Raw genomic sequence first — 15,660 nt, 5'->3', positions numbered from 1 at the left:
CTTGGCTCCGCCCGATATAAGAAAGCCGCTGGCTGCACCTGCCGACGTATGGGCCGACAAGGCGCGCACAAGGCCGCAAACGCGATTGCGATTAGGCGCGAGCGGTGCAATAGGCAAGGCCATGTCGGGAGGCTTGTCGATCGGATCGCGCAGTTCCGCGCGCCCTGCCTTGCGCTTCCCGGCGCAGGGGGCAGCGTCGCGGCTGTCGCTGGCGTTGGTGCTTCTGGCCGCCCCTGCGGCGCTCGCCGCGCAGGATGCCCCTGCCCCCGCGCCTCCGACCACGCCCGCCTTGCAAGTCCAGAACGAAATAGCCGGATCGGTGATCGATTTCGAGGCCGAGCAACTCGATTACAACAACGAAACCGATACCGTCACCGCGCGCGGCAATGTCATCCTGCGTTCTAACGATCGATCGGTGCGGGCCGACGCGGTGACGTGGGATCGCGGCTCCGGCCAGATCATCGCCACCGGCAATATCCGGCTGGTGGACGAGGCCGGCAACCAGCTCTTCACCGATCAGGTCGAACTGAGCGAGACCTTCGAAACCGGCGCAATGGCCGAATTGCTGATCGCCTTGCGCGCCGGTGGCCGGTTGGCAGCGCGATCGGCCGAACGGGGCGAGGATGGCGTCGCGCTGCTGACCGATGCGGCCTATACCGCTTGCGCCGTCACCGATGCCGAGGGCTGCGCGAAGGATCCCAGCTGGCGCATCACCGCCAAGCGTGTGAGCTTTGACCCGGACACCCAGCGGGTGGAATTCACCGGGGCCATGCTGGAACTGTTCGGCGCGCGCATCCTGCCGCTGCCGGGCCTCGCGCTGCGCACCGACGGCGGGGCCGAATCCGGCTTTCTCGTTCCCGATTTCCGCATCAGCCAGGTCAACGGGCTAGAGCTGTCCAGCGAATATTACTGGCGGCTGGGCGACAACCGCGACCTGACACTGGGCGGCTATGTGTTCTCCAACGTTGCCCCGATGGCGAGCGCGCAATGGCGGCATCTGACCGACAAGGGCGCCTATCAGGTCACCGGCTATCTTACTGCCAGCGACCGGCTGACCGACTTCACCGGCGAGGAAAGCTTCGAACGCGATCCGCGCGGCTATATCGAAGGTAATGGCCGCTTCCAGTTTTCGCCCGAATGGAGTCTGACCACATCGGTCCGGCTTGCCAGCGACCGCACCTTCCTGCGGCGTTACGATCTCAGCCGTGACGACCGGCTGCGTTCGACCATCAATCTCGAACGCATCACCGACGATTCCTATTTCTCGCTCGCCGGATGGGCAACGCAGACCCTGCGCATCAATGCGGATCAGGGGCAGGTGCCGCTGGCCCTGCCCGCGCTCGACTATCGCCAGATCGTCGAAGACCCGGTGCTGGGCGGCGACATCGAATTTCAGGTCAACAGCCTAGCCCTGCTGCGCAACGACGGGCAGGATACGCAGCGCGCCTTTGCCGGGGCGCAGTGGGATCTGCAGCGGCTGACGGGGATGGGTCAGGTGGTGACGCTGACCGCGCTGGTGCGCGGCGACATCTACAACACCGACAACATCCTTGCCACCACCACCCCCAGCTATCGCGGCACAGAGGGCTGGACCACCCGCGGCATCGCCACCGCCGCGATCGACATCGAATGGCCGTTCGTGGGCGAGGCCTTCGGCGGCACGCAGGTGTTGAAGCCGCGGGTGCAGATCGTCGCCAGCCCGAAGCTGCGCAACCTTGCCCTCCCCAACGAAGATGCGCGCGCGATCGATCTGGAGGATTCCAATCTGTTCGCGCTCAACCGTTTCCCCGGTTACGACCGGGTCGAGGACGGCACCCGCATCACCTGGGGGCTGGACTGGGAATTGCAGCGCCCCGGCTGGCGGGTATCGACCACAATCGGCCAATCCTACCGCTTCGATGATCAGGAAGAACAGATCTTCCCGGTCGGCACCGGCCTGTCCGAACGCGTATCGGACTTCGTCGGGCGCACCCAGATACGGTTCCGCGACTATGTTAGCCTCACGCACCGCTTCCGGCTCGATAAGGACAATCTCGCGGTGCGCCGCAATGAAATCGACGCCACCATCGGATCGCGCCGCACCTATCTGGAATTCGGCTACCTGCAGCTGAACCGCGACATCCAGACGGTGGAAGACCTGCGCGACCGCGAGGAACTGCGTGCCGCCGCACGTATCGCGATCGGCCGCAAATGGTCGATCTTCGGGTCGGGCGTGGTCAACCTCACCGATGCGGCGGATGATCCGGTTTTCCAGCCCGACGGGTTCGAGCCGATCCGCACCCGGCTCGGCATCGCCTATCAGGACGACTGCATCGAACTGGGCGCGACCTGGCGGCGCGATTTCATCTCGGCGGGCGACGCGGCGCGCGGCAACGCGTTTCAGGTGTTCTTTGCCTTGCGCAACCTCGGTTTCCGGTAACACCGGCACGAATTGGCAGCGCGAAGGAAACGGGCTAAGGCCGCGTCGCGATAGATCGGAGGCCGGTGCCGGGAGCGGCACAACTCAGCTTCCGTTCAGCCGCGATCACGCAACCGCGGCACATATTGCGTGAGGGGTCGCGCGAAGATTTACCAAAGGCGGGAATGAACGAGTGACAATCAAGCTGTTTTCCAAAAAGGCCGGGCTGAAGACACGCAGCGGCGTGATGCTGGCAGGGCTTGCCGCCCTCGCCATGGTGCCGGCCTCTGCGCCTGCGCAGACCGTTGCCGTGCCGACTGCCAACAACCCTTTCGGCCTGCCGGAGGACGTCACGATTTTCGGCAATGCCGATCCCGACCGCCGCACCGCGACGGCCGTGGTGAACGGCTATGTCATCACCGGCACCGATATCGATCAGCGCGTGGCGCTGGTCACCTCGGCATCGGAGGCACCGATCCCCGAAGAGGAGCTGCTGCGCCTGCGGGTGCAGGTGCTGCGCAACCTGATCGACGAAACGCTCAAGGTGCAGGCCGCCGAAGCAGCCGAGATGAAGGTCGTACGCGAGGAAGTGGAGCAGACCTACCAGCAGCTCGCGGCCCAGAACTTCGCCACCGAGCCGAAGAAGATGGACGAATATCTGCTGTCGATCGGTTCATCGCCCGATTCGCTCAAGCGCCAGATCGAAGGCGAAATCGCGTGGGAAAACCTGCTCCGCCGCAACATCATGCCGTTCGTCAATGTCTCGGCCGAAGAAGTGAACGACGTGCTGGCCCGGCTCGAAGCATCGCGCGGGACGGACGAATACCGGTTGGGCGAAATCTACCTGTCGGCCACTAGCGAAAACCGCGAGGCGGTGCTGGCCAATGCGCAGGCGATCATGCAGCAACTCCAGCAGGGCGGCAGCTTTGTCGCCTATGCGCGGCAGTTCTCCGAAGCGACCACTGCGGTCGTCGGCGGCGATCTGGGCTGGGTCCGGCTCGGGCAGCTTCCGCCGCAACTGGCGGACTCCGCCCGGCAGATGCAAGCGGGGCAGTTGCAAGGGCCAATCGAGATCCCCGGCGGCTTTTCGATCATTTACCTGATCAACAAGCGGCAGGTGCTGATGGCCGACCCGAACGAGGCGCTGCTGAACCTCAAGCAGATTGCCATCAACTTCGAGCCCGGAGTTTCGGAAGCAGAGGCCGAAGCCAAGGTCAACGAGTTCGGCGCTTTCGTCGAATCCCTGCGGGGTTGCGGCGATGTCGAAGCCGGAGCGACCGCGATCGGGGCACAGGTCGTGACCAATGATCAGATCAAGGCCGCCAGCCTGCCCGAACAGCTGCGCGCGATCATCCTCAACCTGCAGATCGGCCAGACCACACCGCTGTTCGGCGGCGTGGAGGAAGGCGTGCGCGTGCTGATGCTGTGCGGGCGCGACGATCCCGCCGATGCCGGTGCGCCTACCTTTGCCGCAGTGATGGATGATATCGAGCAGGAGCGCATCAACAAGCGTGCACAGCGCTATCTGCGCGATCTGCGCAATGACGCCTATATCGAGTACAATTGAGCGCACAGGCCGCTCCCCTCGCTATCGCGCTGGGCGATCCGGCGGGCATCGGCCCGGAGGTGATCCTCGGCGCGTGGGTGCGCCTGCGGCGGGAACGCCGCGCACCGCCCGCATTCGTCGTGGGCGGGCCGGACATCTTGCGCAACGCCGCCGAAGCGCTGGGCATCGACTGCGCAATCGTGCCGATTGCCGATCCCGCCGAGGCCCTGTTCGCATCGGCCGCGGGCCTGCCGGTGATGGCCGGTCTGGACGCGCCGTGGGCACCGGGCAATCCCGGTTCTGAAGGCGCGCGGCTGGCGCTCGCATCGCTCAGCTGGGCGACGAAGTTCAGCCTGTCGGGCGTCGCATCGGGCCTTGTCACCGCGCCGGTCGCCAAAAGCGCGCTGGCAGCAATCGGGTGGGATTATCCCGGCCAGACCGAATTCCTCGCCGATGCCTGCGGTCTGGCCTATCGCGATGCGGTGATGATGCTGGCGGGGCCGAGTTTGCGCACCGTTCCGCTGACGGTTCACACGCCGCTCGCCGAAGTACCTACGTTACTCTCCACCGATCTGATTACTCACAAGGCGCGGATCGTCGCGGCGGGCCTGAGCCGCGACTTCGGCATCGCCAGCCCGCGCCTCGCCATCTCCGCGCTGAACCCGCACGCGGGCGAAGGCGGCAAGTTCGGCGACGAGGAAACGCGCATTATCGCCCCCGCCATCGCCGCGCTTCAGGCAGAAGGCATCGACGCTTTCGGCCCGGTGCCGGGCGACGCGCTGTTCACCCCCCGGATGCGGACGACCTATGACGCGGCGCTCGCGATGTATCACGATCAGGCACTGATCCCGCTAAAGGCTCTGGAGGTGGACGAAGGCGTGAACGTCACTCTAGGCCTGCCGATCATCCGCACCTCGCCCGATCACGGCACCGCCTTCGACATTGCCGGTAAGGGCGTGGCCGATCCCGGCGCGATGCTGGCGGCCATCGTGATGGCGGCCGATATGGTGGCGGCGCGAGCGGCGGCGCATGGCTGATCTTCCCCCCATCCGCGATGTCATCAAGCGGCACGGCCTCGCCGCGTCCAAGGCGCTGGGGCAGAATTTCCTGCTCGATGAACAATTGCTCGCCCGCATTGCCGCTTTGCCGGGCGATCTGACGGGTGCGAAGGTGCTGGAAGTCGGCCCCGGCCCCGGCGGGCTGACGCGGGCGCTGCTGAAAGCCGGAGCTCAGGTGACCGCGATCGAGATGGATCGCCGCTGCCTGCCTGCACTGGCGGAACTGGGTGAGAGCTTCCCGGAACAACTGACCGTGATCGAAGGCGACGCGCTCAAGCTCGATCACGGCGCGCTGATGGGCGGCGAGCCGTTCCACGTGCTGTCGAACCTGCCTTACAATGTCGGCACCGCGCTGTTCGTGCGCTGGCTGAGCGGGGAAAACTGGCCGCCGCAATGGCAATCGCTGACCTTGATGTTCCAGCGCGAAGTGGCCGAGCGGATCGTCGCCTCGGCGGGCGATGATGCCTATGGCCGCCTTGCTGTACTGGCCCAGTGGCGCGCCGAGGTGGCCTTGGCGATGAAAGTCCACCGCAGCGCCTTCACCCCGCCCCCCAAGGTGATGAGCGCGATTGTCCACCTGACCCCTGCGCCGATGCCCGAGAGCGTATCGGCGCGGACGCTCGAACGCCTGACCGAAGCCGCCTTCGGCCAGCGCCGCAAGATGCTGCGCCAGAGCCTGAAGGGCGTGCCGGGCGCGTTGCCTGCGCTCGCCAGTCTCGGGATCGACGAGACACGCCGGGCCGAGACGGTCAGCGTCGCGGAGTTCGTGGCGGTTGCGCGGGCGCTCAATCCCTGAAGGTTTCGCCCCAGATGGTGTAGATGAAGCTGGCCGACCAGGTGATCAGCATGAACCCGCTCAGCGAAAGCAGCATCACCAGCAACCGGATCGCCCCGTGTGCCTCAAGCTGGGTATATCCCAGGGTGGAGAACGATACCCCTGCGAAATAGAGATAATCCGCCGCCGAACTGCCGAAGCCTTCGGTCAGTGTGCCATAGCCGGGCTCGGCGAGCAGATAGGCCAGCAACACCGCTGCCAGCGCGATTTCGAACAGGTGCAACAGGGCCAGCCCCCAGAAGGTGAACAGCAGGCCGAGCGAGCTGTGCGCTTTCCCGTTAGGCCTCACCTTCCTGATCAGTTCCAGCCCGCCGAGATGAATAGCGCCGTAAGCAAACAGCAGGCCGACACCCCAAGCAAGCACCGAGAGTTCCGCATCCGTCATTTCGGGAGCAACCGGAACCAGACGGCGAATGTTCCACGTTCAGCCCCGGCGAGCGGTCGATTCATCTTGTCATGCAGTGCGCCGCAGCGGTGGGTTACCCCTGACCCTTGGCCACTTGCCGCCATTGATGCAGCAGCGGTTCGGTATAGCCGCTGGGTTGGTCAACGCCCTTGAAGATCAAGTCCTTCGCCGCGCGATAGGCCGGGCCGTCCTGATTGCCGGTGAGCGGCACATAGAGCGGGTCGCCTGCGTTCTGCGCATCGACCTTGGCGGCCATGCGGGCGAGGGAATCCAGCACCTGCGCCTCGCTCACCACCCCGTGCAGCAGCCAGTTGGCGATGTGCTGCGAGGAAATGCGCAAGGTCGCGCGGTCTTCCATCAGGCCCACATCATTGATGTCCGGCACCTTGGAACAGCCGACGCCCGCATCGACCCAGCGCACCACGTAGCCGAGCAGGCCCTGGCAATTATTGTCGAGTTCCTCGGTGATCTCGGCCTCGGACCAATTGACGCCCTCGGCAAGCGGAATGCTGAGCAGCGCATCCAGACCCGCCGGTTCGGGCAGGCTCTGCTGGATCGCAAACACATTCTCCTGATGATAGTGCAGCGCGTGCAGCGTCGCGGCGGTAGGCGACGGGACCCATGCTGTGTTGGCGCCTGCGCGCAGGTGGCCGATCTTCTCGACCATCATCTGCCCCATCAGATCGGGTGCGGCCCACATACCTTTGCCGATCTGCGCCTTACCCGACAGGCCGTGGCGCAGCCCGATGGCGACATTGCGCGCCTCGTAAGCCTTGAGCCAATCGGAACCTTTCATTGCGCCCTTGCGCAGCATCGGCCCGGCGCGCATCGAGGTGTGGATTTCATCCCCTGTCCGGTCGAGGAAGCCGGTGTTGATAAACACGATCCGGTCGCGCACCGCATGGATACAGGCGGCAAGATTGGCCGAGGTGCGGCGCTCCTCGTCCATCACGCCGACCTTGATGGTGTGGCGCGGCAGTTTGAGCAAATCCTCAACTGCATCGAACAAGTCATTGGTGAAGGCGCATTCCTCAGGCCCATGCATCTTCGGCTTGACGATGTAGATGCTGGCGCAGCGCGAATTGCCGAACGTGCTATGCCCTTCGACATCGAGTGTGCTGATCGCGCTGGTGAACACCGCGTCCATGATGCCCTCGGGGATTTCCGTCCCGTCCGCCAGCCGGATTGCAGGATTGGTCATCAGGTGGCCGACATTGCGCACGAACATCAGGCTGCGGCCCGGGAGCGCGTGGGCGCTGCCGTCCGGAGCGGTGTAGGTCTTGTCGCCCGCCAGTTTGCGGGTCAGCGTGCGCCCACCCTTCTCGAAGCTTTCCTCCAGATCGCCCCGGATGATGCCGAGCCAGTTGGAGTAGGCGAGCAGCTTGTCCTCTCCATCGACGGCTGCGACCGAATCCTCGCAATCGGCAATAGTGGTCAGCGCGGATTCGACGATGATGTCGGCGATGTTTGCTTTGTCGGTCGTGCCCACCGGAGTGCTCGAATCGAACACAACTTCGATGTGCAAACCGTTGTTCCTGAGAAGTAGGCCCTTCTCGGTCTCACCAATATACTGCGCCGGATCGGCCAGCGTCAGCGCCTCGCGGCTGGTCAAATCTGCCCAGCTACCGCTCGCCAGTGGGAATGTTTCATCAAGAAACTGCCGCCCGCGGGCGATCACCGCCGCACCGCGCGCCTCGTCATAACCGCCTGGCTGCGCGGGCGGCGCATCGAGCGCGTCGGTGCCGTAAAAGGCATCATACAGGCTTCCCCAGCGCGCATTGGCGGCATTCAGCAGGAACCGCGCATTGAGGATCGGCACGACCAATTGCGGGCCAGCCATTGTGGCGATTTCGGGATCGACGTTCTGCGTGCCGATCGTGAAATCGCCCGGTTCCGGCACGAGGTAGCCGATGCTTGTGAGGAACGCCCTGTAAGCCTCTGCATCATGAGGCTTTCCGGCGCGCTCGACATGCCATGCATCGATCGCAGCCTGCAATTCCTCGCGCTTGGCCAGCAGCGCCCGGTTGCGCGGGGCGAAGTCGGCCAGCAGCGCGGCAAATCCCTGCCAGAACGCGTCCGCATCGCGGCCCAGCGGCTTCAGCACCTCGGCTTCAAGGAAGCTCGCCAAGCGGGAATCGATGGCGAGTCCGGCGCGGGTGGTCATGTCAGTCATTGGCGTCCTCTTGGATCTGGCTGGGGGCAAGTCCTGGGGAGGAGAGAACGGGGCGCGCTATGGCGCAGAGGGCAGTGCATTGCAACGGTCTGCCAGCCCGCAACGGGTTGGACTGGCGCGTCGGGGCGGCTAGAGGTTGGCGGATGACCATGACCAAGCTTTCTGCCTTCGATACGCCCGCCATGCTGGAACAGGTGCAGGCGTGGAGCGCGATCAATACCGGCACCGGCAACCTTGCAGGTCTGGCCGCGCAGGCCGCCGCACTCGCCGAAGCCTTCGCCACCCTGCCCGGCACGATCGAACTGGTCGACCCGGCTCCCGTTACCGCGATTGCCGCCGATGGCACCGCCTTCGACAAGCCGCACGGCCAGCACCTGATCGTGCGCGTGCGCCCGCAGGCCAACCGCCGTATCCTGCTGACCGGACATATGGACACGGTATTTCCCGCCGATCATGCGTTTCAATCCCGGCGCTGGCTGGACGACGACACGCTGAACGGGCCGGGCGTGGCCGACATGAAGGGCGGGATTGCCGTGATGCTGCACGCGCTGCTGGCGTTCGAGCAGACCGCCAGCGCCTCGGCCTTGGGCTATGACGTGCTGATCAATGCGGACGAAGAGACCGGGTCGCTTGCCAGCGCTGCGCTGATCGCGAAGATGGCGGCCGGCAAGCTCGCCGCGCTGACCTATGAACCCGCCGCCCTGCCCGATGGCACGCTGGCGCATGAGCGCGGGGGGACGGGCAACTATTCGATCACTTTCACCGGCAAGTCCGCCCATGCCGGTCGCAACCCGCATGAGGGGCGCAATGCTATCGTCGCAGCCGCCGATCTCATCCTGCGGCTGAAGGCGATGGAGAGCGATGATATCACCATCAACCCCGCCAAACTCGAAGGCGGCGCGGCCAATAACGTGGTGCCCGATCATGCCGTGCTGCGGTTCAACATCCGCCCGAAATCGACTGGCGCGATGCAAACCTTCGATTGTGACCTCAAAGCCTTGCTGCTCGATATTGAGGCTGCGCACGAAGTCGCCACGCATCGCCACGGCGGGGTCACGCGCCCGCCCAAGGCCGTCGATCCTGCGGCACAGCGCCTGTTCGATCTGGTGCGTAACTGCGGCGCCGAACTGGGACAGGACATCCGCTGGCAATCCACCGGCGGCGTGTGCGACGGCAACAACATCGCCGCCTGCGGAGTGCCGGTGGTCGACACCATGGGCGTGCGCGGCGGCGCGATCCATTCCCCGCAAGAATTTCTGATCGTCCCCAGCCTTGCCGAGCGGGCAGCCCTGTCCGCCCGCGTGATCGAGCGCCTGTCGCAAGGCGCCTTGGCCGAGGGCTCCGTTACCGAAGGAACACCTGCATGAGTTTCCGCCTGCGCGCCGCGCGCGTTTCCGATCTTGAAGCGCTGTACGAAATGGCCAAGCTGACTGGCGGCGGCTTCACCAATCTGCCGCCTGATCGCACGGCACTGCGGACCAAGCTGGAACGCGCCGAGGGGTCGTTTGCCCGCGATTCGGATACGCTTTCGGATGAACTTTTCGTGCTGGTGCTGGAAAACGTGCGCACCGGCGCAGTGCGCGGCACCTGCCAGTTGATGACGCAGGTCGGCCAGCGCTGGCCGTTCTATTCCTATCGCCTCAACACGCTGACCCAGTATTCGCAGGAATTGGACCGCACCGTGCGCGCCGAACTGCTCAGCCTTGTCACCGATCTCGAAGGATCGAGCGAGGTGGGCGGGCTGTTCCTTCACCCCAATGAACGCGCCGGCGGACTTGGCCTGCTGCTCGCCCGGTCGCGCTATATGTTCGTGGCGATGCACCGCCGCCGTTTCGCCGAACGCATTCTGGCAGAGCTGCGCGGGATCATCGACGAACGCGGCGGATCGCCCTTCTGGGAAGGGGTCGCGGGCCGGTTCTTCGGGATGAGCTTTCAGGACGCGGACTATTTCAACGCGATCAACGGCAACCAGTTCATCGCCGACCTGATGCCCAAACACCCGGTCTATATCGCCATGCTGGATGACGACGCACGCAGCGTCATCGGCGTGCCCCACCCCACCGGGCGCGCGGCGATGCGGATGCTGGAGAACGAAGGTTTCCGCCACGATGGTTACGTCGACATATTCGATGGCGGGCCGACGATGGTGGCGCATACCGATCTGGTGACCAGCGTGAAGAACAGCACGAGCGCAACCGTAACCGACCTGACGCTGACCGAAGGCGAGCGGGCGATACTCGCCACCGGCCGGCTCGACACCTTCCGCGCCTGTTTCGGCGCGCGGGCGCTGGACGCGGACGGCGGGATCGCGATCGATTCGGCCAGCGCCGATCTGCTCGACGTGTGCGAAGGCGACGAAGTGTGGAGCGTGGCGCGATGAGCCTGACCGAGATCAATTTCGACGGGATCGTCGGCCCCAGTCACAATTACGCCGGACTGAGCCTCGGCAATATCGCCAGCGCCAGCCATGCGGGCGATCCCTCCTATCCGCGGGCCGCGGCCTTGCAGGGAGTGGCCAAGATGCGCGGCAATCTGGCGCGGCTGGGGGTGCAGGGATATCTTTTGCCCCTGCCCCGCCCCAACACCGCTTTGCAGTCTGCGCTGGCGCTCGACGGCAGCGAGCCGCCGCAATTGCGCGCTGCGCCGTGGTCGGCATCGAGCATGTGGACTGCCAACGCTGCTACCGTCTCGCCTGCGCCCGACACCGCCGACGGGCGCTGCCATCTGACGCCTGCGAACCTCGTCACCATGCTGCACCGCGCGCAGGAATGGCCCGATACCAAACGTCAGCTGGACACCGCGTTCGGCGATACCCGCCATTTTGCGATCCACGATGCCGTCCCGCCGAGTTTCGGCGATGAAGGCGCCGCCAATCACATGCGGCTGTGCGACAGCCACGATGCGCCCGGCGTCGAAGTGTTCGTTTACGGCAAGACCGGCGGGCGCTTCCCTGCACGCCAGCACGAACAGGCCAGCCGCCTTGTCGCGCGCGCGCACGGCCTTGATCCCGCACGCACTGTCTTCATCGAACAGAATGGCGCAGCGATCGAAGCCGGCGCGTTTCACAATGACGTCGTCGCGGTGGCGAACGGCCGGGTGCTGTTCACTCACGCCGAAGCCTTCGCTGACCAGCAGGGAGCATACGAAGCGATCCGCGCCGCCTTCCCCGCGCTGGAAGTGGTCGAGGTGCCCGCCAGCGCCGTGACGCTGAAAGAGGCGATCCGCACCTATCTGTTCAACGCGCAACTGGTCACGTTGCCGGATGGGACAATGGCGCTGATCGTGCCCGAGGAATGCCGCGAAAGCCCGAGCGTATGGGGCTGGGCGCAAGCGATGCTGGCAGGGAACGGCCCGATCCGGCAGGTGATCCCGGTCGACGTGCGCCAGTCGATGGCCAATGGCGGCGGTCCTGCCTGCCTGCGGCTGCGGGTGGTATGCGATCCGGCGACGGTCGACCCGCGCTTCCTGCTCGACGCAGCCAAAGCCGACCTGATCGAACGCACCATCGCCGAACATTGGCCGGAGCAGATCGATCCGGTCGATGTCGGCACACAATCGCTCGCGTCGAGCGTGATTGCCGCACGTCTTGCCCTGCTCGATGCGCTCGATCTGGCACAGCTTGGTTAACGCGTTTGCGCGATCGCGCGGGATCGGTTTAGGGTTACGACATTGTTAAATCGGTGCCGCGAGATGGTGCCGAGTCTGCCCCCGGGAGAGCCAATGCTCCGAAAGATCGCCAGGCTGTTCGTGATCAAAACGCGATTCGAAGCGTTTCTGATCATCTATGCTCTTGCGCTCGGTTCCACCGCGCGCGGCTCTGCCTATCTGGAGCAATTCCCCGGCTTTGGCGGACAATTGCTGTTCCTCGCCACCACCGGCGCGGTTTTTCTGGCAGGCGCGAAAATGCTCGATTGCATCCGACTGGAAAAGGAAGTGGCGCAATTGCGCGCGCAGGCTGGCGAACGGCCCGATTGATCGCTAACGCCCGCCGCGCTCCGGCTCGGCCAGCCCCGCAAGCGGCCCGTCGAAGATCGGGTTTCCATCGCCATCATAGCGCGGCAGCAACGCCAGATCGTCCGCATTGCGGAGCATCAGGGTCAATTGCTTGTTCTTCCGGTCACGCCGGGCCCCTGCGAAGCCGACATCGAGCCGGGGCATGCCCCGAACCACGATCCGGCGATTGCGGAACGCGGCCCTGAGAGTGGCGAGTGACGGCTTCACGAATTTGCGATCCCGGTCGCCTTCGACGATGATGCCGCTGGTCTTGCCGGTGCGCGCGCCCGGCCCTTCTGAAACCTGCGGCAGATTGAGCAGGTCGAACAGGGTCTGCTCGTCCATCTCGATGCTGATATTGTTGCGATCGGATATGCGACTCTGGTCCAGCTGCGGCATCCCGAAATCGAACTCGGACATATCGTAAAGGTTGGGGGTCTGCTGCAGCAGGATGTATTTGTCACCGCGCTTCGTAACGTCGGCGATGTCGAGGATAGCCGCGATTTCGCGCTCCTCACCGGGGCGCAGCTTGCGGGCGGTGCGCAGCAATTGCCTAGGCTGAAGGCACCCGTCGTCGCAGATGACGCGCATCCGTGCGAGGTAGGATTCGCGGGTTTCCTGAGAGGCAGCGGGGAGCGGCAGGGCGAACGCCCCGGCCAAGCCGCACAGTATGACGATTGAAACGCGACGCAAGGCGACCTCCTGCGTACAAAACCAAGGTGGGGGATTCTGTTGCTAGGCTCCCCCGGGCCCCCGGTATCCGATTCTGTTGCCCGGCTCGGTCCAGCCGCGCTTTTTAGCCTAATAATATCAGGGCGTTAGCCCATCAATTACGCAGCGATTGCGAGTGCTTCGTTATCGTTGGCACTTATGGTTTGTGAGCCTTATGCGGGTTACTCAGCCCGGGCAAAAACTACGCTTTTCAACACACGTCGATCCTGGTTCGGCCCCATCAGGAGTTGCGGTTGCCATTGTCATGGGCCGCCGCTTCTGGTGGAGCCGCCGGGTACTGCCCCCGGGTCCGTTGCATCTATTATACGCAGCCATTTATCGCCATATCCGGTCGAAACCGGCTCGACTGATATAGCGCGCCAAACCTGAATGTGAAGTGGATGAAAGCGCAAACGGCAGCAGCGCCGCCGCAAGGCCGACTGGCCGCCCGCAGCGATACGACCTTCAGGTCGCGTGAGCGAGGATATCGCAGCCCGGAGGGACTGCGCTATTTTCGCAATGCGTCCCTGATCTCGGTCAGCAGCTCCACCTCGGTCGGGCCGACCGGGCCGGGGACGGCTTCCTCCTCCTGCTTTGCGAACTGCGCGGTGATTTTGGTGGCGTAGCGAACCAGCAGGAAAATGATGGCCGCAAGGATCACGAAGTTGATCACGACCGAGACAAACGCCCCCAGCCCCAGCACATTGGCCCCGGCCTCGCGCGCGGCGGCGAGCGGCGTGCCCGGCGCAACCTCTCCTGCGAGCACGATGTAGCGATCGGAAAAGTCGATATTGCCGAAGATCGCGCCGACCACCGGCATGATGATCTCGTCGGTCAGCGATTTCACGATCCCCGAAAACGCGCCCCCGATGATGACGGCAACCGCCAGTTCCATGACATTGCCCTTGGCAATGAAAGCCTTGAATTCCGACAGCATGTTGATCCCCTTTTGCCCGCTATTTACCCCCTTCTGGCACTCTCGCACCAACCTGCCAAGCCATGCGATTTTGTCCTCCACCGCTTGAACCGGCAGGGGGGTGTGCTATATCGACAATACAGGAACTTGCTGCGCCGCCCATGACCGGGTGCGCGCGCCTTCAGGAGGGATCGATTGATGACGTTCACCACCATGCTGCGCGGTGCATTTGCCGCTGTCGCCGCGCTGAGCCTTGCGGCCTGCGGGATCAACTCGGTGCCGACGGCCGAGGAACAGGCCAAGGCCAAGTGGGCCGATGTCGAGGCGCAGTTCCAGCGCCGCGCCAACCTGATTCCCAATCTCGCCGAAGTCGCGCGCGGCGCAGCCGAAAGCGAACGCGGCATTCTGACCGAAGTGACCGAGGCCCGCGCCCGCGCCACCAGCGTCAATGTCAGCGCCGATAACCTGGACGATCCGGCTGCGATGGAGCAATTCGCTGCGGCGCAGGGCCAGTTGAGCCAAGGCATCGGGCGTCTGCTCGCCAGCTTCGAAGCCTATCCGCAGATCCAGTCGAACCAGAACTTCATCGCGCTGCAAAGCCAGCTCGAAGGCACGGAAAACCGCATTGCTGTCGCCATTCGCGATTATAACGAGGCGGTGCGCCAGTATAACACCACGATCCGCACCTTCCCTGATATCATCGGCGCAACGGTCGTCCACGGTGCCGAGCCGCTGGTGCCCTATGCCGCCGTAACCGAAGGCGCCGAAACCGCGCCCACGCTCGACATGACGAGCAACTGATCGGCGTGCTTCGCCATCTGCTCATGATGCTCGCGGTGGCGGGGGCGATGTTTGCGTCCCCGCTGGCCGCGCAGCCCGAGTTTCCCGAACTAACCGGGCGCGTGGTCGATAATGCCGACATTCTCTCGCCCGAGGAAGAAGCGGCGTTGACCGCCAAGCTGGAGGCGCTGGAGACCCAGTCGCAGCGGCAGTTGGTGGTCGCCACGATCCCCGATCTGCAGGGCTATGACATTGCCGATTACGGCTATCAGCTGGGCCGCGCATGGGGCCTTGGCGATGAGACCCGCAATGACGGCGCGCTGCTGCTGATTGCGCCCAATGATCGCAAGGTGCGGATCGAGGTCGGCTATGGGCTGGAAGGCTATCTCACCGATGCGTTGTCATCGCTGATCATCCAGAACCAGATCCTGCCCGCCTTCCGCGAGGGCGATTTTCCCGGCGGGATCGCGGCCGGAACCGACGCGATCATTACCCAGCTGCAATTGCCGCCCGAAGAAGCCGCGCAGGTCACCGCTGCGGCGAGCGAGGCGCGGCAGAGCGACGGTGGATTCCCCATCGGCGTGCTGATCTGGCTCGCTTTCATGTTCTTCTTTTTCGTCCTGCCGATCATGCGTTCCAAACGGCGGCGGAAATACCGCTCGAAGGGCGATGGCCCTTGGGGCAGCCGGGGCGAATCGCGCGGGCGGGGCGTTGGCGATACCGCGCGCGACATCATCCTGTGGGAAGTGGGCAGCGCAATCCTGCGCGGCGCGATGTCCGGCGGTGACAGCGACGGCTGGGGCGGCGGCGGCGGTTTCGGCGGGGGCGGCGGCTTTTCGGGCGG

The 15,660-nt window shown here is 64.6% G+C and carries 14 protein-coding genes and 1 other RNA gene; 10 read left to right on the top strand and 5 right to left on the bottom strand.

Translation table 11 applies throughout. From position 1 onward, the window contains the following. The first annotated feature begins 121 nt into the window (after positions 1–121). From Q0L48_RS09915 to rsmA, 4 genes are all read left to right on the top strand, one after another. Positions 122–2,419, top strand: coding sequence for an LPS assembly protein LptD (locus Q0L48_RS09915; RefSeq protein ID WP_296720386.1), 2,298 nt, complete (start codon positions 122–124; stop codon positions 2,417–2,419). 178 nt (positions 2,420–2,597) lie between these two features. Further along, positions 2,598–3,965, top strand: coding sequence for a peptidylprolyl isomerase (locus tag Q0L48_RS09910; protein ID WP_296720748.1), 1,368 nt, complete (start codon positions 2,598–2,600; stop codon positions 3,963–3,965). Next, on the top strand, positions 3,962–4,981 hold the full coding sequence (pdxA, locus tag Q0L48_RS09905; protein ID WP_296720384.1) for a 4-hydroxythreonine-4-phosphate dehydrogenase PdxA: 1,020 nt from the start codon (positions 3,962–3,964) through the stop codon (positions 4,979–4,981). The genes Q0L48_RS09910 and pdxA overlap by 4 nt, the downstream gene beginning before the upstream one ends. Beyond that, a complete protein-coding gene (rsmA, locus tag Q0L48_RS09900; RefSeq protein ID WP_296720382.1) occupies positions 4,974–5,798 on the top strand; it encodes a 16S rRNA (adenine(1518)-N(6)/adenine(1519)-N(6))-dimethyltransferase RsmA in 825 nt (274 codons plus the stop codon). Before pdxA ends, rsmA begins: the two co-directional genes overlap by 8 nt. On the opposite strand, the gene Q0L48_RS09895 is transcribed toward rsmA, so the two are convergent. Beyond that, entirely contained in the window at positions 5,788–6,222 is a 435-nt protein-coding gene (locus Q0L48_RS09895) for an ion channel (protein WP_296720379.1), read from the bottom strand. The two genes, rsmA and Q0L48_RS09895, sit on opposite strands and share 11 nt — an antisense overlap. A gap of 94 nt (positions 6,223–6,316) precedes the next feature. Continuing rightward, complete coding sequence (locus tag Q0L48_RS09890; RefSeq protein WP_296720377.1) at positions 6,317–8,416, bottom strand: malate synthase G; 2,100 nt, start codon at positions 8,414–8,416, stop codon at positions 6,317–6,319. 143 nt (positions 8,417–8,559) lie between these two features. Between Q0L48_RS09890 and Q0L48_RS09885 the strand changes: the two genes are divergently transcribed. From Q0L48_RS09885 to Q0L48_RS09870, 4 genes are all read left to right on the top strand, one after another. Beyond that, positions 8,560–9,783 carry a hydrolase gene (locus tag Q0L48_RS09885; RefSeq protein ID WP_296720374.1) on the top strand — a complete coding sequence of 408 codons (1,224 nt, stop codon included), beginning with the start codon at positions 8,560–8,562 and terminating at the stop codon, positions 9,781–9,783. Beyond that, positions 9,780–10,796: an arginine N-succinyltransferase gene (locus tag Q0L48_RS09880; protein WP_296720371.1), complete on the top strand. Its 1,017-nt coding sequence runs from the start codon at positions 9,780–9,782 to the stop codon at positions 10,794–10,796. Before Q0L48_RS09885 ends, Q0L48_RS09880 begins: the two co-directional genes overlap by 4 nt. Then, positions 10,793–12,043, top strand: coding sequence for an N-succinylarginine dihydrolase (locus Q0L48_RS09875; RefSeq protein WP_296720369.1), 1,251 nt, complete (start codon positions 10,793–10,795; stop codon positions 12,041–12,043). The genes Q0L48_RS09880 and Q0L48_RS09875 overlap by 4 nt, the downstream gene beginning before the upstream one ends. A gap of 93 nt (positions 12,044–12,136) precedes the next feature. Next, positions 12,137–12,391: a hypothetical protein gene (locus Q0L48_RS09870; RefSeq protein ID WP_296720368.1), complete on the top strand. Its 255-nt coding sequence runs from the start codon at positions 12,137–12,139 to the stop codon at positions 12,389–12,391. A 3-nt stretch (positions 12,392–12,394) separates the two neighbouring features. Here Q0L48_RS09870 and Q0L48_RS09865 read toward each other — a convergent pair whose 3' ends face one another. From Q0L48_RS09865 to mscL, 3 genes are all read right to left on the bottom strand, one after another. Beyond that, positions 12,395–13,102, bottom strand: coding sequence for a hypothetical protein (locus tag Q0L48_RS09865; RefSeq protein ID WP_296720365.1), 708 nt, complete (start codon positions 13,100–13,102; stop codon positions 12,395–12,397). 62 nt (positions 13,103–13,164) lie between these two features. After that, positions 13,165–13,521, bottom strand: a transfer-messenger RNA (tmRNA) gene (ssrA, locus tag Q0L48_RS09860). A 107-nt stretch (positions 13,522–13,628) separates the two neighbouring features. Next, on the bottom strand, positions 13,629–14,057 hold the full coding sequence (mscL, locus tag Q0L48_RS09855) for a large conductance mechanosensitive channel protein MscL (RefSeq protein ID WP_296720364.1): 429 nt from the start codon (positions 14,055–14,057) through the stop codon (positions 13,629–13,631). A gap of 177 nt (positions 14,058–14,234) precedes the next feature. Between mscL and Q0L48_RS09850 the strand changes: the two genes are divergently transcribed. Next, the gene (locus tag Q0L48_RS09850) at positions 14,235–14,837 is read left to right on the top strand and encodes a LemA family protein (protein WP_296720361.1); all 603 of its coding nucleotides are present in this window, start codon (positions 14,235–14,237) and stop codon (positions 14,835–14,837) included. Positions 14,838–14,860: 23 nt separating this feature from the next. Further along, positions 14,861–15,660: TPM domain-containing protein (locus Q0L48_RS09845; RefSeq protein ID WP_296720744.1), on the top strand; the 800-nt coding region annotated here is incomplete at its 3' end.

Origin of the sequence: Erythrobacter sp., from assembly GCF_024305245.1 — a bacterium.
Lineage (GTDB): Bacteria > Pseudomonadota > Alphaproteobacteria > Sphingomonadales > Sphingomonadaceae > Erythrobacter.
This window is presented reverse-complemented; position numbering and strand designations above follow the sequence as displayed.